The organism is Geminicoccus roseus DSM 18922 (assembly GCF_000427665.1).
Taxonomy (GTDB): domain Bacteria; phylum Pseudomonadota; class Alphaproteobacteria; order Geminicoccales; family Geminicoccaceae; genus Geminicoccus; species Geminicoccus roseus.
The window spans coordinates 4,262,666-4,277,621 of sequence record NZ_KE386572.1; the positions used below are offsets into that span (position 1 = coordinate 4,262,666).

At 69.8% G+C, this 14,956-nt stretch carries 16 protein-coding genes and 1 tRNA gene; 9 read left to right on the top strand and 8 right to left on the bottom strand.

Annotation, left to right across the window (positions count from 1 at the left end; translation table 11 throughout):
• Positions 1–35: 35 nt before the first annotated feature.
• Complete coding sequence (locus GEMRO_RS35730) at positions 36–1,520, bottom strand: nitrilase-related carbon-nitrogen hydrolase (RefSeq protein WP_051329313.1); 1,485 nt, start codon at positions 1,518–1,520, stop codon at positions 36–38.
• Positions 1,521–1,691: 171 nt separating this feature from the next.
• Between GEMRO_RS35730 and GEMRO_RS35735 the strand changes: the two genes are divergently transcribed.
• On the top strand, positions 1,692–1,817 hold the full coding sequence (locus GEMRO_RS35735) for a hypothetical protein (RefSeq protein ID WP_276202838.1): 126 nt from the start codon (positions 1,692–1,694) through the stop codon (positions 1,815–1,817).
• 79 nt (positions 1,818–1,896) lie between these two features.
• A tRNA-Arg gene (locus GEMRO_RS0121150) sits at positions 1,897–1,972 on the top strand.
• Between the two features lie 556 nt (positions 1,973–2,528).
• Here GEMRO_RS0121150 and GEMRO_RS0121155 read toward each other — a convergent pair.
• Positions 2,529–3,215 carry a hypothetical protein gene (locus tag GEMRO_RS0121155; RefSeq protein ID WP_027135605.1) on the bottom strand — a complete coding sequence of 229 codons (687 nt, stop codon included), beginning with the start codon at positions 3,213–3,215 and terminating at the stop codon, positions 2,529–2,531.
• Positions 3,208–3,345, bottom strand: a complete 138-nt coding sequence (locus tag GEMRO_RS34410) for a hypothetical protein (protein WP_157505682.1) — start codon at positions 3,343–3,345, stop codon at positions 3,208–3,210. Before GEMRO_RS34410 ends, GEMRO_RS0121155 begins: the two co-directional genes overlap by 8 nt.
• 395 nt (positions 3,346–3,740) lie before the next feature.
• Here GEMRO_RS34410 and GEMRO_RS0121165 point away from each other — a divergent pair, with 395 nt between their 5' ends.
• Both GEMRO_RS0121165 and GEMRO_RS0121170 read left to right on the top strand, forming a co-directional pair.
• Positions 3,741–3,965: a hypothetical protein gene (locus tag GEMRO_RS0121165; RefSeq protein WP_027135606.1), complete on the top strand. Its 225-nt coding sequence runs from the start codon at positions 3,741–3,743 to the stop codon at positions 3,963–3,965.
• A complete protein-coding gene (locus GEMRO_RS0121170) occupies positions 3,962–4,903 on the top strand; it encodes a hypothetical protein (RefSeq protein ID WP_157505683.1) in 942 nt (313 codons plus the stop codon). Before GEMRO_RS0121165 ends, GEMRO_RS0121170 begins: the two co-directional genes overlap by 4 nt.
• A 430-nt stretch (positions 4,904–5,333) precedes the next feature.
• On the opposite strand, the gene GEMRO_RS0121175 is transcribed toward GEMRO_RS0121170, so the two are convergent.
• Positions 5,334–5,987 (bottom strand): hydrolase, encoded by a 654-nt coding sequence (locus tag GEMRO_RS0121175; RefSeq protein ID WP_027135608.1) that lies wholly within the window; start codon positions 5,985–5,987, stop codon positions 5,334–5,336.
• A 154-nt stretch (positions 5,988–6,141) separates the two neighbouring features.
• Here GEMRO_RS0121175 and GEMRO_RS0121180 point away from each other — a divergent pair, with 154 nt between their 5' ends.
• The 3 genes from GEMRO_RS0121180 to GEMRO_RS0121190 all read left to right on the top strand — a co-directional run bounded on the left by GEMRO_RS0121180 (position 6,142) and on the right by GEMRO_RS0121190 (position 8,668).
• The gene (locus GEMRO_RS0121180) at positions 6,142–7,035 is read left to right on the top strand and encodes a LysR family transcriptional regulator (protein ID WP_027135609.1); all 894 of its coding nucleotides are present in this window, start codon (positions 6,142–6,144) and stop codon (positions 7,033–7,035) included.
• Positions 7,036–7,306: 271 nt separating this feature from the next.
• Positions 7,307–8,242 carry a pirin family protein gene (locus GEMRO_RS0121185; protein ID WP_027135610.1) on the top strand — a complete coding sequence of 312 codons (936 nt, stop codon included), beginning with the start codon at positions 7,307–7,309 and terminating at the stop codon, positions 8,240–8,242.
• Positions 8,243–8,317: 75 nt separating this feature from the next.
• Complete coding sequence (locus tag GEMRO_RS0121190) at positions 8,318–8,668, top strand: ethanolamine utilization protein (protein ID WP_027135611.1); 351 nt, start codon at positions 8,318–8,320, stop codon at positions 8,666–8,668.
• Between the two features lie 97 nt (positions 8,669–8,765).
• On the opposite strand, the gene GEMRO_RS0121195 is transcribed toward GEMRO_RS0121190, so the two are convergent.
• The 4 genes from GEMRO_RS0121195 to GEMRO_RS0121210 form a co-directional block, all read right to left on the bottom strand.
• Entirely contained in the window at positions 8,766–9,938 is a 1,173-nt protein-coding gene (locus tag GEMRO_RS0121195) for an ROK family transcriptional regulator (protein ID WP_027135612.1), read from the bottom strand.
• A gap of 47 nt (positions 9,939–9,985) precedes the next feature.
• A complete protein-coding gene (locus GEMRO_RS0121200; RefSeq protein ID WP_027135613.1) occupies positions 9,986–11,275 on the bottom strand; it encodes a TRAP transporter large permease in 1,290 nt (429 codons plus the stop codon).
• Positions 11,275–11,769 (bottom strand): TRAP transporter small permease, encoded by a 495-nt coding sequence (locus GEMRO_RS0121205; RefSeq protein WP_027135614.1) that lies wholly within the window; start codon positions 11,767–11,769, stop codon positions 11,275–11,277. The genes GEMRO_RS0121200 and GEMRO_RS0121205 overlap by 1 nt, the downstream gene beginning before the upstream one ends.
• A gap of 77 nt (positions 11,770–11,846) precedes the next feature.
• On the bottom strand, positions 11,847–12,830 hold the full coding sequence (locus GEMRO_RS0121210) for a TRAP transporter substrate-binding protein (protein ID WP_027135615.1): 984 nt from the start codon (positions 12,828–12,830) through the stop codon (positions 11,847–11,849).
• A gap of 193 nt (positions 12,831–13,023) precedes the next feature.
• Between GEMRO_RS0121210 and GEMRO_RS0121215 the strand changes: the two genes are divergently transcribed.
• Positions 13,024–13,773: a glucosamine-6-phosphate deaminase gene (locus GEMRO_RS0121215; RefSeq protein ID WP_027135616.1), complete on the top strand. Its 750-nt coding sequence runs from the start codon at positions 13,024–13,026 to the stop codon at positions 13,771–13,773.
• Entirely contained in the window at positions 13,766–14,938 is a 1,173-nt protein-coding gene (locus GEMRO_RS0121220; protein ID WP_240476729.1) for an N-acetylglucosamine-6-phosphate deacetylase, read from the top strand. Before GEMRO_RS0121215 ends, GEMRO_RS0121220 begins: the two co-directional genes overlap by 8 nt.
• The last annotated feature ends 18 nt before the right edge of the window (positions 14,939–14,956 follow it).

The window sequence follows — 14,956 nt, forward strand, 5'->3', positions numbered from 1 at the left end:
ACCTATGGTATAATTAGCGCCGGATCCCGGCCGGCTCAGTCCGGGACGGGCGGGCGGACCCGCACCACCAGCGGCCGGCAGCGGCGGCGCGCGGCCAGCCGGACGAGCCGCTCCTGGATTTCCGCCACCCTGGCCGCCTCGAAGCCGCGGGCCTCCAGCGCGGCCGGGTCGAGCTGCAGGTCGAGGAGCCCGTGCAGGATCGCCTCGGTGGCCGCCTCGCCCGGCAGCGGCTCCAGCGATGTCGGGGGCAGGGCCGGGCCGCCCGGGCGGGCATTGCGCCACGAGGCAAGTGCCCGGACGCTGCCGAGGTCGAGGTCGCCCAGGAGGGCGAAGGATTCCGCCGGCCCGGCGGCGCCCAGCGCCAGGGAGGTCCGGTCCAGGCCGCAAAGATGCAGGGCGCCGGTGCGGCGGGCGAGGGCCTGGGCGGCCAGGCCCGCGACCTGCCGCGCCGGCAGCCCCTCCAGGAAGGGGGGCAGCGCCGCGTCCAGGGCGAGCGGGTCGGCGGCGATCCCGAGAACCGTGGCGAGCGCCGCCGCCTCGCGGGACGACGCCAGGGCGCGCACCCTGGCGGCACCCAGCGCGTCCACCGCCAATGCGGCGGCCAGGGGGGCTGCCGGCCCTTCGTCCAGGTCGACCACCACCCCGGCCTGGCCGGAGCCCTGCAGCCGGTCGGACAGGGCCAGGACCAGCGCCTGGTGCAGGGCCGCCATCTCGTCCAGCGGCGGGGTGCGCCGGGCCGCCTCCACCGATGCCAGCGGCGCGTCGTCCGGCCGTTCCCATCGGGTGACGGTCAGGTCCTGGACGAAGCCGGGCGCCAGGGCCGCCAGCCGGCGGGCGTCGTCCAGGGCGAACGACATGCCTTCGAACACCTGCCTGCCCCGGCCGCCCAGCAGGTTGACCTGCACCAGCGGCAGGCCGGTCTCGGTCACCCGGTGCACCGCCTGCTGCAGGCGCCGGTCGAACCCGCCGGTGGCAAACGGCAGCGCGGAGGGGGCGACCAGGATCTCCGCGCCGGATTCGGCCAAAGCCTCGGCGATGTCGGGCCCGGCCAGGTCCTGGCCGGACAGGACGCCCAGCCGGATCGGGGGCTGGCCCTCCACCGGGAAGCCGATCGGCCCGGGCACCGGCCCAGGGATGAACCAGGCGTCGCGCCCGTCGCCGGCGACCCTGGCCCGCCAGCCCAGCAGCTCGCCCCGATGCAGCAGGGCCAGGGCGCTGAACGGCCGGGCCTGCCCCGGCTCGGCATGGGGCAGGCCCACCAGCAGGGCGGGCCCGCCGGCAGCGCTGTCCGCCTGCAGTTCGGCCAGCGCCCGGGCGGATTCCGCCAGCAAGGCCGCCTGCACGAAGCCCGGCAGCCGCTCGAACGGGCCGGGCCCGGTCAGCGCCAGCTCGGGCAGCACCAGGAGGTCGGCCCCGGCCGCGGCGGCCTGCGCGCGCAGCTGGCGGATGGTGGCGAGGTTGGCGGCGATGTCGGCCAGGCTCGGGGCGAACTGCGCCAGGGCGATGTTGATGCGGGTCAAGTCCTGCCCAATCGGGAACGGGGTCCGGCGGCGGCTGGGCGCCGGCGGCGGTTCGAGCAGCGTCCGCGCCGCGGGGCAAGCATCCCGAGGCGGCCGGGACCAGGGGACGCTTCTCTTTTTTTCCGCATCGCGCTACCCAGTCGCAACTCGTTTTTCGCCGGAGTTCCCTCGATGCGTCCCGCCGTTATCCTGGCCATCCTGATCCTGCTCCTGACCCCGGCTTTGGTCCGGATGGTCATGGGCCCGCCCGCGCCCGAGCATATCGAGGAAACCCGCCAGGACGCCGTTCCGCTCTGATCGCGAATTTCCGTCCAAACAGGGGGTTGCGCCGTCGCCGTCACGGCGCTATCACCCCGCCACGCCGCTAGACGGCTGCGCGCCCGTAGCTCAATGGATAGAGCATCTGACTACGGATCAGAAGGTTAGGAGTTCGAGTCTTCTCGGGCGCGCCATTCCCCTCGTTGGATCGGCTGGTTTTTTTCTTCCTGAGGCTGCTCAGCCCATGGGAAGCGCCATGCCTCCAGACTGCCGCCCATCTGGGTAATCCGCCCTGAAATCAGCGTAGCGCCTGAGTGCGGTCGAGCAGCTGGGTGGTACTGCCCGCTGCCTTTCGGCAGGCAGACTTCCTGCCGGCCATGGGCCTTGCGGGTTCCATGGGGCGATCCTGGCAGCGCACGACAACAAGCTGAAGCAAGGCGTCGCCGGCATCATTCGCGTGCGCGGGTTCAGCCCGGCGCGGGTGCCGCATCCGGGTGGCGGCAGATGGTGGAGGTCGGTCGGTTGGTTCGACCGGCACCGTAGTGGACGGCGGCCGCACCATGTTCGCGTGCCAGATGCACCCATAGGTTGCTCAAGAAATGCGCTGGATGCGCCGGTCGGCGACGGCGCTGCGCCGTGCCGCCCAGCTTGTGCATCCACCAGGTCGGGGTGACTGAGCCCGATCGGTATACGCTCCGCCCAGCCGGGGGAACCTGCGCCTGAGGCAGGTCGTGTCGGGTGTCGGTTGATCTAGGTCAGCGCAGGGGTCCGTTCGGGGTCGAGCTCGTAGCATTCGACGGTCCACATGAAGCTTTGGATGTCGATGTTGCTGCGAGGTTCGAAATCCTTGAGCTTGTCGGCAGTCAACGTCGCCAGATCGAGAAGACTTTCGTAGACCTCAGGATCGAGCGCTGGCCTGTAGTCACGGGCGAAGCGGTGGCCGACATTCGCGGCGAACGTGCGGGTCATCGTGGGCTTGAGGAACATGTGGGTCGCCGGCGCCCAGAGGAAGGGCAGGTAGGTGACGACCGTCCATTTCTTCAGGCCATGCCCGGCCAGCACCCGCGCGATCTCCTCCAGAGCCGGCTTCATCTCCCCCAGCGCCAGGCGCGCCGCGGCACGGATGAACCGGTCGCCATCCGCGCTTCGCAGAAGATCCTCGACTTTTGGCTTCTCGAACTTGTGGTGCAGCAGGTCGGTCGCCCGGAAGGCCTTGATGATCGCGCCACCCAGACCGGACCCGGTCGCGGCTTTCTCGACCGGGGCCAGCCTGTCCAGCTCAGTCTTGGCCTTGATCTTGTAGTTGTACTCCCGCTGAGCATAGAGGGGCGACCGGAAGCCCTGCGGAAAGTGGGCGCGAAACCGGGTGCTGGCGCCGTCGAAGCCCACGAACCGGGGGCTGAGCTTGAGGGCCGTGTGGTTCAGGCGGTCAGACATCTTTAGCTTCTCCACCCTTGACCTGGGCAAGCTTCACATCGCCTTCGGTGATCAAGCCAATGAACGTCGAGCCCTTCGCCAGCAGCCGGAGAAGGAACCTGCCCATCCGGGCCTCACGTACCGTCTTCATGCAGTCGTGCTCCAAGATGCCATCATGCGCGTCCTCCACGCGGGTGATCGGGATTCAGATCCGCAGGCGCTGATTTGAGCGGAGGTTCATCGGCGTCGGGTCGCTGCAGGAACGTTCCCGGCCGGCGCAGCGTTATTCTTGGGGCGATGTTATGAAGATCGAGCAAAGGTCGGCTGTCCAGGATGCCGGAAAGGAGTGAGTGGTATCCCGGTAGGTTTTCTGGAATGCAACGACACCTGCTCGAGCTATCTATCGGACTCTGGCCGGAATGGAGGCCGCACCTTCCCCTGCCGATGGAACGGGCGGCGGTGGTGTTGGCGTAGCTTGGTAGGACTGCCCTTCGAATGCCGGGCGGGTGATCTTCCGCCAGGGAACGTGGCGGCTACACTTGGCGCATGACGCTGCACCCTTTGCTCGTTTCCTGCATGGTCGTGCTGGGCCTGGCGGCCGCTGGTTTGCCTGGGCCGGCCCATGCCGTCGATGCCGGCACCTGCTACACGCTGGGCGACGCGGATGCGCGCGTACTCTGCCTGGCGCGGGCCAGGCGGGATCCGGGCATGTGCCATGCCGTGCAGCGGGCCGATCTGCGGGCGCAGTGCCTGGCGGAGATCCGCTCGTGATGACGCCGTCCTGGCAGCCGGTGATCGCGGAGATGGCGGCGGCTTCGGATCGCGGGCGGGCGCTCGCCCGGCCCTATACGGACCCCGGGGCGGCTCAAGCGTGGCTGGACGCGCAACCCTGGGTGAGGCAGGTCTGGCCGCATACGAGCCGCCGGGAGGTCATCAGCGAGCTTTATCGGGTGATCTGGTGGCGGGCCGTCGTCACCGGCGGAGGCGAGGGCTTCGAGCGGCCAAGCGGGATCGAGGTCTTCGCGGACGGCCACCTCTGGCCGAAGGACCAGCGGGACATCGAGTTCAGCCAGGGGATGCTGGCCCTCCTGCGCCGCCTGCAGGATGCCGCCGGCAGCCTCGACCGGGTGCTCGACCGGTTCGAGGAGGCGCTCTATGGCGAGCAGTGGCGCTGGGACATCCAGCACCCGCGCACGCTGGACGGCTACCCGCCCTTGGACCTGCGCGACTTTGCGGCGGTGCGCCACGAGGTTTTGTGCCGGGCCGGGCATGAGCTCTGGCTGGAACTGACCGGCTGGGAGATCTGGCACGAGAACCGCGACTGGGGCGTGGGCTTCCTGAAGAGCAGGCGCCCGGGCGGCCATGGCGAGCCGCTGGATCCGGCCGCTTTGCGCGACCTGCTCGAGCGGGCGGCGCAGCTGCCGGTGCTGCTGGGCCGGGTCCAGCCCCTCTGGCCGTCGATCCTGGCGGCCAAACGCGCCTGCCGCCCGCTGCCGGACGAGCTGCCGGCCGGGCTGGCGCACCTGCTCCAGGGAGGAGCGGGCGACATGTTCAGGCTCCACTGGCCAGGCGTCGCCGACGAGCCGGCCACCCGGCTGGAACAACTGAGCGCGGCCTATGTGGCCTCGTTCGGGACGGGCGGCGGCCCATGGTGGCTGGACGGCTGGCGCCTCCTGGCCAAGCATTACCAGAGCGCCACGACATCCTAGGACGTGCCCGCGCGGGCTGCCGAAGCCGGGGCGCCTGGCGCCCATGGTCGTCAGGCGCGGGGAGCTGGATCGACCGGGGCGGATGGCTGCGGCCCGTGCTTTCGGAGATAGGCCGCCGTGCCCGAACGCGTCGCCAGCTGTTCCTGGATCCGGCTGGAGGCCCCTGCCGCCAGGCTCCCCGACCGCCGAGCCCCGCCGACGATCGCCGCGCGATCGAGCCCCTGACCGTTGCATCGTCCAGCGGGCGCTGGTCGGCGACCTTGCACTCGGTCACGTCCGCTGCCAGCCGCTCGGTGGCCGGGAGCGCCTTCCTCAGGTTGCCGCCGAAGGTCACGATGGTGGCGGCGTGGAGGACTACCCCCCAAATGGAAGGCATGACGCCGGTCCCCGAGCGGCTGGCCGCCCGAGGCCTGGCCATCCCCGGCAGGGATCAGGCGGCGGCGGCCGGCACCGGGGTATGGAGCAGCTGCTGCTCCCACAGATAGGCGATGCCGCTGCCGCCGGCATGCTGGGCGAACACCTCGGTCATCTTGTTGACCGTCTCGGCCCGGGCCCAGTCGCGCTGCCATTCGGCCGCCAGCGCCATCCACGTCATCATGTTGGCGCCGGCAGCGATCATGCGCTGGATGGCGACCTGATGGGCTTCCACCGAGACGCCGCCGGATGCGTCGGTGACCACCGTCACGTCCCAGCCTTCGCCCAGCGCCTGGATCACCGGCATCGCCACGCACACCTCGGTCCACAGGCCGGCGATGATCAACTGCTTGCGTCCGGTCGCCTTGACCGCGTCCACCACCTTCGGGTCCTCCCAGGTGTTGATGAGCGTGCGGTCGATCACCTCCTGGTTGGGAAAGACCTCGATGATCTGCGGGAACAGCAGGCCGCCGCGCTCGGCCAGCACGCTGGTCAGGATGGTGGGGACGCCGAACGCCTTGGCGACCTTCGCCAGGGCCGTCGCGTTGTTGACCACCATCTGCGGCTCGTGGCTGTTCAGGTTGGCGAGCTGGTAGGGCTGGTGGTCGATCAGGACGAGCACCGAATCCTCAGGCCGGAGAAGCGAATCCAGGCCGTTGCGAGGGGTCATCAAGACTTCCTTTGCCTGCCGCCAGGGACGGCGATGAGTGGGTCGGGCGACGTGCGCCAGCGGGCGACGTTGCTCGCCGCATTCTGTTGTTCCTTGCGGCAATGCTGTAGCGCCATGACCGGACAAGCTGTGTCGCGAAACCGGGAACGTCCGAATGGACATCGAGGATCTGCAGACCTTCGTCGCCGTGGCCGATGCCGGGGGCGTGTCGGCCGCCGCGCGCCGGCTGGGCGTCTCCAAGTCGATCGTCAGCCGGCGGCTGTTCCGGGTGGAAGCGGAACTGGGCGTCCAGCTCCTGGCGCGCACGACGCGCGGCGCCGCGCTTACCGAAGCGGGGCTCACGTTCCGGGACCATGCGGCCCGGGCCAGCGCCGAGATCGATTCGGCCAGGGAAAGGATCCTGCCGACCGGTGAGCTGTGCGGCCGCCTGAGGGTCGCCATGCCGCTCACGTTCGGCCCTACTCACTTCGCCCCCGTGCTGGCGGACATGGCGCAGCAGCACCCGCAGCTCCACATCCACACCTCCTACAGCGATCGCTTCGTCGACCTCATCGCCGAAGGCTTCGATTGCGCGATCCGGGTCGGCTATCTTCAGGACTCCAACCTGATCGCGAAGCGCATCGGGCCGATCTACGGAAAGCTTGTCGCAAGCCCGGGCTATATCGAAGCCCATGGGTCACCCGAGACACCGGAGCAGGTCGTCGACCATCCGGCCGTCATGCAAGGAACGGAAGCCTGGCAGTTCCTGGATGGCGACAAGATCGTCACGGTCCAGCCGCAGGGCCGGTTCAAGGCCGACAACGCCACGGCGCTTGCCGCCGCCGCGGCGGCCGGACTGGGCATTGCCTGGCTTCCCGATTGCATTACCCACGACTATGTCGCCTCCGGCGCGCTCGTTCCGGTGATGACGCGCTATCCGCCACCTTCGGCGGGCGCCTATGTCGTCCGGCCGCCGGGTCAGCACCCCGCGCGGAAGGTCCGGGTCCTCATCGAGATGCTGACCGAGTACTTCGCACGCCATCCGGACGTCTGGGGTCTCGGCCGGTAGGGCACGAACGGGTCGAGGCCTGATCAAAGGCCCGCGTTCGACGGGTGCGCCCATGCGCGCCGCGAAGCCCGACGGCCTTGCCCGCGCGTTCCACTTGCTGCGACACGATTCGACGGATCACGAGGCTAGCTGGGCAGGCGGTCGCTTGCCACTCTGGGCGCTTGCCGGACCGAAAGCGCTCTTCCCGCTCGCGCGGCCCGGATCAATCGAATGTTGGCATTCGCATCGGCAAGGGCGAGGCCCTCCGGCAACCCAGGAGAGGATGAGGCGCATGAGCTGGAACCCGGCGATCGACCCCGGCTGTCCCGATCAGGTGGGCATCGACGCGATCGAGACCCTCATCGTTCCACGGGCGCGCGATCTGGGCGGCTTCGAGGTCCGGCGCGCCCTGCCGGCGCCGAAGCGGCAGATGGTCGGACCGTTCATCTTCTTCGACCAGGCCGGGCCGGCCGAGTTCCTGACCGGGCAGGGCGTCGACGTCCGGCCGCATCCGCATATCGGGCTCGGCACCGTCACCTATCTGTATCGCGGCGACTTCCATCACCGGGACAGCACCGGCGCCGACCAGACGATCCGTCCGGGCGAACTGAACTGGATGGTCGCCGGGCGCGGCGTCTCCCATTCCGAGCGCACGTCGGCCGCCGCCCGAACCGGTCCGAGCAGCCTGTTCGGAATCCAGACCTGGCTGGCCCTGCCCGAGCGTGACGAGGACATGGCGCCGATGTTCGAGCATCACGGCAAGGAGGCGCTGCCGGTTCTGGGGGATGGCGGCGTCTCGGTCCGGCTGATCCTGGGGAACGCCTACGGCGAAAAGGCGCCGGCGACGATGTTCTCGGAGACATTCTACGCGGATGTGGCGCTCCAAGCAGGAAGCCGGCTGCCGATGCCGGACGAGCACGAGGACCGGGGCATCTACATCGTCGAGGGCTCGATCTCCATCGCCGGCCAGGAGTACCAGGCAGGCCGGATGATGGTCTTCCGTCCCGGCGACAGGATCACCGTCGCGGCCGGCGACCGAGGCGCCCGCCTGATGATCCTCGGCGGGGCGACCCTGCCGGGCCCCCGCTACATCTGGTGGAATTTCGTCGCGTCCTCGCAGGAGCGCATCGAGGCGGCCAAAGCCGAATGGCGTGCGCAGAACTGGGGCAAGGGGCGCTTCGATCTCCCGGTCGGCGACCGGGACGAGCATATTCCCCTTCCGGCCTGACCAGTCCCGGCAGCGCGATCGCCGGGCCTAGCTCACGCCGTCGAGGACGACACACTGGCGAGAGGTGCAGTTCCCATGAAAGTCAGCAAGTTCTCCATCGCCGACGCAGTGCTGGCGCGGTCCCCAGGGCAGGACGGAGACGTATTCGTCGCCAATCTGGTCGATCAGCGTCATGGCTCCCCGATCACCATCGGGTACGGGCGCTATGGGCCGGATCAGGTGCTCGAGGAGACGATGGCCGTCGATGATGTGATGATCGTCCTCGAGGGGCGGCTGTCGGTGTCCGGAGAGGCCGGCAGCGTCACCGCAGGACCTGGTGACATCGTCCATATGCCAAAAGGCCAGAAGGTCACGATCCGGTCGCATGAGCAGGGCGCGCTTACGGCCTATGTCACCTATCCCCACTGGCAGGAGGCACGGGCGTAGGTCCTTCCTCGACCAGCACCCCGCGCCCGTCCGGAGCTTCGGTCGTCTGGGCCGGGGAGGCAGGGAGGGTGGTGGTCGGCGGCAGTTTCCGGTTCAGCTAGCGGGACAGCAGCCGCGCCATCGCCGCGGTGAGTAGGGGTGCTGCGGCGCCCTCCAGCTCCAGCTCGCTGCTGCGCTGGTCGGCCTGAAGGTCCGGGGAAGCCACGGCGGTCAGCAGGCCCTCGGCCTGGAAGCGGCGGTGGAACTCGGCCCATACCTGCGGATTCGCGACGAACGGGCCGGAGATCACCACCCGGCGCGGGAACAGGATCCGGCACAGATTGGCCAGCGCCACCACCACCTGGTCGACCGCGCGGTCCATGGCGGGCAGCGACAGAAGGTCGATGGCGCCGACCTGCCGGGCCAGCGCCGTCTCGTCGATGTCGAGCATCGGCCAGCGCTCCGCCAGGACCGGCTGGAGCGCCCAGAGCGAGGCCAGGGTCTCCAGGCATCCCGTCCGGCCGCAGCGGCAGGGTGCGGCGGCCGCCGCCGACACCCGGCAATGGCCGATCTCGCCGAACCGGCCTTCGCCGCCATTGATCGGGATGCCGTCGATGGCGAACGACGCGCCGATGCCGTAGCCCCAGTGCAGGAGCAGCGTGCCGCCGGCCCGATCCTCGGAGCGCGCCAGGCGGGCGCGCAGCTCCACGTCGAGGTTGCGGGCCACGGCCACCGGCAGGTTCGTCGCGCGCACGGCCTCGCCAATGTCGAGGCTGCGCAGGCGGGGCCAGCGCGACGAGAACAGCCAGCGCTGCGAGGCCGCGTCCACCACCCCGGACAGCGAGAAGCTCAGGCCGGCGAGATCGGCATGGCGGGGAACCAGCCCCTGCAGGCGCCCTGCCAGCTCCTGGAAGGTTTCGGCCATCTGCTGGTTGTCGCAGCCGACCGGCACGTCCGCACGCTCGGCGGCGACCGCCTGTCCGGCGAGGTTGACGATGGCCGCCTGGACCGACTGGCTGGCGATCCGGAACACCACCGCGGCCAGCCGGTTCGGGTTGGCGACCAGGAGCTGGGCGGGCCGGCCGCGCCCGCCGGAGCGCACCGGGGTTTCGGCCAGAAGACCCGCGGCCACCAGGTCGCCCACCAGCTCTGACACGGTGGAGGAGCGGATCCCGAACAGGTCCGACATCTCCTTGCGCGAGGCCGCCCGTCCCTCGGCGACGGCGCGCAGCAGCCTTGCCCGCTCGCCCGCCTGGGCCGAGGCCGCTGCCCGGGGAAGAAACGCCGCCATGGGCGCGGCCGGGGCGAGGGGGAGGTCCGGCGACAGGGCGGCGGCTCCTAGCGGAACAGGTTCGGCAGGGTCAGGGACAAAGCCGGCACGTAGGTGACCAGCATCAGCACCAGCACCATGACCAGGTAGAACGGCAGCATGTCCCGCAGCGTCCGCTCGATCGGCACGCGGGCGATCGAGCAGCCGACGATCAGCGAGGTGCCGACCGGGGGCGTCACCAGCCCGATGCCCAGGTTGATCATCATGATGATGCCGAAATGGATCGGGTCGACCCCGATGCTCTTGGCGATCGGCAGGAGGATCGGCGTGAGGATCAGGATCAGCACGCCCATGTCCATCAGCATGCCCAGCACCAGCAGCAGGACGTTGATCGCGAGCAGCACGAACACCGGGTCGCCGGAGAGCGAGAAGATCATGCCGGCCAGCGCCGTCGGCACTTTCAGGTAGGACAGCAGGAAGCCGAAGGCGGACGAGGTCATGATGATGGCGATCACCATGGCCAGCGTCTCCAGCGAGCCGCGCAGCACCGCCAGCGCCTTCTTCCAGGTCATCGTGCGATAGACCAGGATGGTCACGAGCAGCGCGTAGGCCACGGCGACCGCCGCCGATTCGGTGGCGGTGAAGATGCCGCCGACGATGCCGCCGATGATGATGACGATGGTGAACAGGCCGATCGATGCGTCGATCGCCACCTTCAGCCCCTCGCGCCAGCCATAGCGCCGTCCCACCGGATGGCCCTGGACGACGGCCAGCAGGAAGGCCAGGCCCATCAGGGAGGCGCCCAGGATGACGCCCGGGATGTAGCCCGCCAGGAACAGCTGCCCGATCGGCAGGCCGCCGGCGGCGAGCGCATAGTAGATCATGTTCTGACTGGGGGGGATCACCACGCCCTGCACCGAGGAGGTGACGGTCACCGCCACCGCGTAGCCGGGCTTATAGCCGCGGTCCTTCATCGCCGGGATCAGGAAGGAGCCGATCGAGGCGACGTCGGCCACGGAAGAGCCGGAGATGCCGCCGAACAGCATGCTCGCCACGATGTTGACCTGGGCGATGCCGCCGCGCACCCGGCCGATCAGGGTGTCGGCGAAGCGGACCAGCCGCTCGGAGATACCGCCCTCGGTCATCAGCTGGCCGGCCAGGATGAAGAACGGCACCGCCAGGAAGGTGAAGGAGTTCAGCCCGTTGACCATGCGCTGGGCGACGAACAGGCTGGGGATGCCGAGATAGAAGGCGGTCACCATGGACGAGATGCCCAGCGCGAACGCGATCGGCACGCGCAGGAGCATGAGCACGAGAAAGCCGCCGAGCAGGAGGCCGATTCCGATCGGGTCGCCCATCAGCCCATGGTCTCCGGATCGGGGGCGGCGACGCGGCCGAGCACGAGGTTGCCCAGCGCATTGACGCTCATCAGCAGCCCGCCGACCAGGACCGGGTAGTAGAGCCAGGCCCGCGAGATCCCGAGGGCCGGCATCACCTGCACGCCGGACAGCCCGATCAGCTCGAAGCTCTTGGCGAACAGCACCAGGGAGAAGCCCAGGATCAGGAGCTGGGCGAACAGATCCACCGCATGGGCCAGGCGGGGCGGCAGGCGGTCGCGCACCGCCATGATCGCGATGTGGCCGTGCCGGCGGATGGCGATGCCGATCGCGATCATGCCGAACCAGATCAGCAGCAGCAGGGCCAGCTCCTCCGACCAGCTGGTCGGCCGGTCCAGCACGAAGCGCAGGAACACCTGCAGGACGGTGATCGCCGTGATCACCACCAGGAGGAGGTGGCAGACCACCTCCATGACCCGGTCGACGACGGCGAGGATGCGGTCGAGGGCCTGCATCTGGACTTGCTGCTCCGATGGGGAACGATGAGCGTTCCGCCCGGCGGCGCGGGACGCGGCCGGGCGGCGCGTTGGGCCTACTGCACGGCCTGGATGCGCTCGAGCAGCGGCTTCAGGTCCGGGAACTCGTCGTAGATCGGGGCCACCGCCTCGCGGAACGGCGCGTTGTCGACCGTGGTGATGGTCACCCCGGCCTCCTGGACCTTGGCCTTGGCTTCCTCGTTGGCCTTGAGCATCGCCTCGCGCTCGAACTCGGCGGCCTCGGCGGCGGCCTCGCGGATCGCGTCCTGCTGCTCCTGCGGCAGGCCCTGGAAGGTCGCGAGGTTCATGACCAGCAGGGCCGGCGGGCTCAGATGGCCGTCCTCGATCAGGTTCGGGGCGACGTCGAAATGCGAGGAGGTGAGGTAGCTCACATAGTCGTTCTCGGCGCCGTCGATCACGCCGGTCTGCAGCGCGGAATAGACCTCGCCATAGTTCATCGGGGTGGGGGTGGCGCCCAGCAGCTCGACCATCCGGGTCGAGATCGGCGCCGGCTGCACGCGGATCTTCAGGCCCTTGAGGTCCTCGATGCTTTTCACCGGGTGGTCGGCGCCACTGTAGAAGTTGCGGGTGCCGGCCTCCATGTAGTCGAAGCCGATCAGGCCGACCTGCTGCAGGTCCGCCAGCACCTCCTGGCCGACATCGCCGTCCAGCACCTTGTACTTGTGTTCCACGTCGCGGAACACGTAGGGCAGGGTGAACGCGCCCATGGATGGGCTGACATTGGCCAGCACCACCGAGTTGACCCGGGCGAAGTCGATGACGCCGGCCTGCGCCTGCTCGATCGATTCCGGCTCCTGGCCGAGCTGGCCGCCGGAGTAGACCTCGACCTTCACCTCGCCGTTGGTCTTCTGGTCGACCAGCTCCGCGAAGCGCTGCATCGCGATCGTGACGGGATTGTCGTCCGGCTGGTTCTCGGCCAAGCGCAGCGTGGTCTGCGCCGTCGCCATGCCGCTGGTGGCCACGAGGCCGGCGAGCAGGACAGCAAGCGCGGGAAGTCGCGCCCTGGAAGCGAACATCATCTTGTTTCTCCGCTGATCATCCCATCCGATCCGTGGATGGGTGCTTCGGCCGGCGCGGCAGGTCAACCTTATTGAACGGTCCATGTTGAAAAATATGCCGGCGACGTTTCCGGTGTGGGTTGCGCCCTTGCGGAGGGCGGCGTAGCGATCTGCCCAATTCGTTCCAGCACCTGTTCCGAAAAAGGAAGGCGCCATGCAGGTCGTGATCAAGCCCAGCAAGACCGAACTCGGCGCCGAGGCCGCGCGGATCGGCGCGGAGGCGATCCGGGACGCGATCGCGGCCAGGGGCGAGGCGGTGATCGTGGTCGCCACCGGCGCCAGCCAGTTCGAGATGCTGGAGCGGCTGGTGGCGGCGGAAGGCATCGACTGGTCGAAGGTCACCGCCTTCCATCTGGACGAGTATGTCGGGCTGCCGGCCGACCATCCCGCCAGCTTCCGGCGCTACCTCGCCGAGCGGTTCGTGACGCCGCTGGGCGGCCGGGTCCGCTTCGTGCCGGTGGACGGCGATGCCGGGGATCCGGCGGCCGAGGCGAAGCGCCTGGGCGAACGGATCGGCAATCGTCCGATCGATGTCTGCTTTGCCGGCATCGGCGAGAACTGCCATCTGGCGTTCAACGATCCGCCGGCCGATTTCGAGACCGAGGAGCCGTTCATCGTGGTGACGCTGGACGAGGCCTGCCGCCGGCAGCAGCTGGGCGAGGGCTGGTTCCCCTCCCTGGAGGACGTCCCGGCCACCGCGATCTCGATGAGCGTCCGGCAGATCGCCAAGGCTGCGCGCGTGGTGCTCTCGGTGCCGGACGCGCGCAAGGCCGAGGCGGTGCGCCATGCCGTGGAAGGCCCGGTGACGCCGGACTATCCCGCTTCGATCCTCCAGCAGCACCCGGACTGCGTCCTGCTGCTGGACCCGGCCTCGGCGTCGCAACTGAGCGGCCGGCATGGCTGAGACCGATCCGGCCGCGATGCGTCTCGAGGCCGAGGCGCCCGGACGCGTGCCGCTGGACACCGGCGTCGCCATCCTGGACGTGCATCCGGACGAGCAGGGCCGCGTGCTGGAGCAGGACCCGGCCGAGGGCCTGGCCTTCGGCCAGGGCGGGACGACCGCCGGTCTGGTCGACCTGCAGGTCAACGGCTTTGCCGGGGTCGACTTCAACGATCCTGGGCTCGATGCGGGGGCGCTGGACCGGGCGCTGCTGGCGATGCTCGCCAGCGGCGTCACCGTCTGCCTGCCCACCATCATCACCGCCCAGCCGGACGAGCTCCGGGCGCGCTTCGCGGCTCTGGACGAGGCGGTGGCCGCCAGCCGGCTCGGGCGCTGGATGGTGCCGGGCTACCATCTGGAGGGGCCGTTCCTCAATCCGGCGGACGGCTATGCCGGCTGCCATCCGCCGGACGCCATGGGCGTCGCGTCCTGGGACCTGGTGGCGTCGCTGGAAGCGGGGCTGCGCCGGCCGATCCTGCTGGTCACCGCGGCGCCGGAGCGGCCGGGCGTGCCGGGCCTGATCGAGCGCGCCCGGGCCGCCGGCAAGCTCGTCGCGATCGGTCATTCGGCGGTGGACGCGGCCGGCCTGGAGGCGGCGGTGGCGGCCGGGGCCAGCCTGTCCACCCATCTGGGCAACGGCCTGCCGCAGACCCTGCCCAAGCTCGCCAACCCGTTCCTCCTGCAGCTGGCCGAGGACCGGCTGGTGGCAACCGTGATCGCCGACGGGATCCATGTCCCGCCGGCGGTGCTCAAGGTCATGCTGCGCGCCAAGGGCCTGGACCGGCTGGTCCTGGTGACCGATGCGATCTCGGCCGCCGGCGCCACGCCCGGCCTGCACCCGTTCGCCGGGATGACCGTGGAGCTGACGGCCGATGGCACGGTGCGCCAGCCCGGCAGCGCCTACCTTGCCGGCTCCTCGCTCCGGCTGGACCAGGCCGTGCGCAACCTGGTCGCCTGGGGCCTGGCCACGCCGCGCGAGGCGCTGCGGCTGGCCTGCGCCAACCCGCTGGCGCTCCTGCGGGAGCCGTTGCGCCGCCACGGGATCGAGCTGCCGTTCTCCAGCCTGCGATGGTCGGCGGAGCTGCGGGTCGAGGAGGCCCGGGTCGGCCCGCTGCGGCTGCGCGGCTGAGACCCGGGCGGATCCTCG

Coding starts and splice junctions, on each gene's coding strand:
- GEMRO_RS35735 (WP_276202838.1), top strand. CDS start 1,692: ATGCGTCCCGCCGTTATCCTGGCCATCCTGATCCTGCTCCTGACCCCG.
- GEMRO_RS0121155 (WP_027135605.1), bottom strand. CDS start 3,215: ATGTCTGACCGCCTGAACCACACGGCCCTCAAGCTCAGCCCCCGGTTC.
- GEMRO_RS34410 (WP_157505682.1), bottom strand. CDS start 3,345: ATGAAGACGGTACGTGAGGCCCGGATGGGCAGGTTCCTTCTCCGGCTG.
- GEMRO_RS0121165 (WP_027135606.1), top strand. CDS start 3,741: ATGACGCTGCACCCTTTGCTCGTTTCCTGCATGGTCGTGCTGGGCCTG.
- GEMRO_RS0121175 (WP_027135608.1), bottom strand. CDS start 5,987: ATGACCCCTCGCAACGGCCTGGATTCGCTTCTCCGGCCTGAGGATTCG.
- GEMRO_RS0121180 (WP_027135609.1), top strand. CDS start 6,142: ATGGACATCGAGGATCTGCAGACCTTCGTCGCCGTGGCCGATGCCGGG.
- GEMRO_RS0121185 (WP_027135610.1), top strand. CDS start 7,307: ATGAGCTGGAACCCGGCGATCGACCCCGGCTGTCCCGATCAGGTGGGC.
- GEMRO_RS0121190 (WP_027135611.1), top strand. CDS start 8,318: ATGAAAGTCAGCAAGTTCTCCATCGCCGACGCAGTGCTGGCGCGGTCC.
- GEMRO_RS0121195 (WP_027135612.1), bottom strand. CDS start 9,938: ATGGCGGCGTTTCTTCCCCGGGCAGCGGCCTCGGCCCAGGCGGGCGAG.
- GEMRO_RS0121200 (WP_027135613.1), bottom strand. CDS start 11,275: ATGGGCGACCCGATCGGAATCGGCCTCCTGCTCGGCGGCTTTCTCGTG.
- GEMRO_RS0121205 (WP_027135614.1), bottom strand. CDS start 11,769: ATGCAGGCCCTCGACCGCATCCTCGCCGTCGTCGACCGGGTCATGGAG.
- GEMRO_RS0121210 (WP_027135615.1), bottom strand. CDS start 12,830: ATGATGTTCGCTTCCAGGGCGCGACTTCCCGCGCTTGCTGTCCTGCTC.
- GEMRO_RS0121215 (WP_027135616.1), top strand. CDS start 13,024: ATGCAGGTCGTGATCAAGCCCAGCAAGACCGAACTCGGCGCCGAGGCC.
- GEMRO_RS0121220 (WP_240476729.1), top strand. CDS start 13,766: ATGGCTGAGACCGATCCGGCCGCGATGCGTCTCGAGGCCGAGGCGCCC.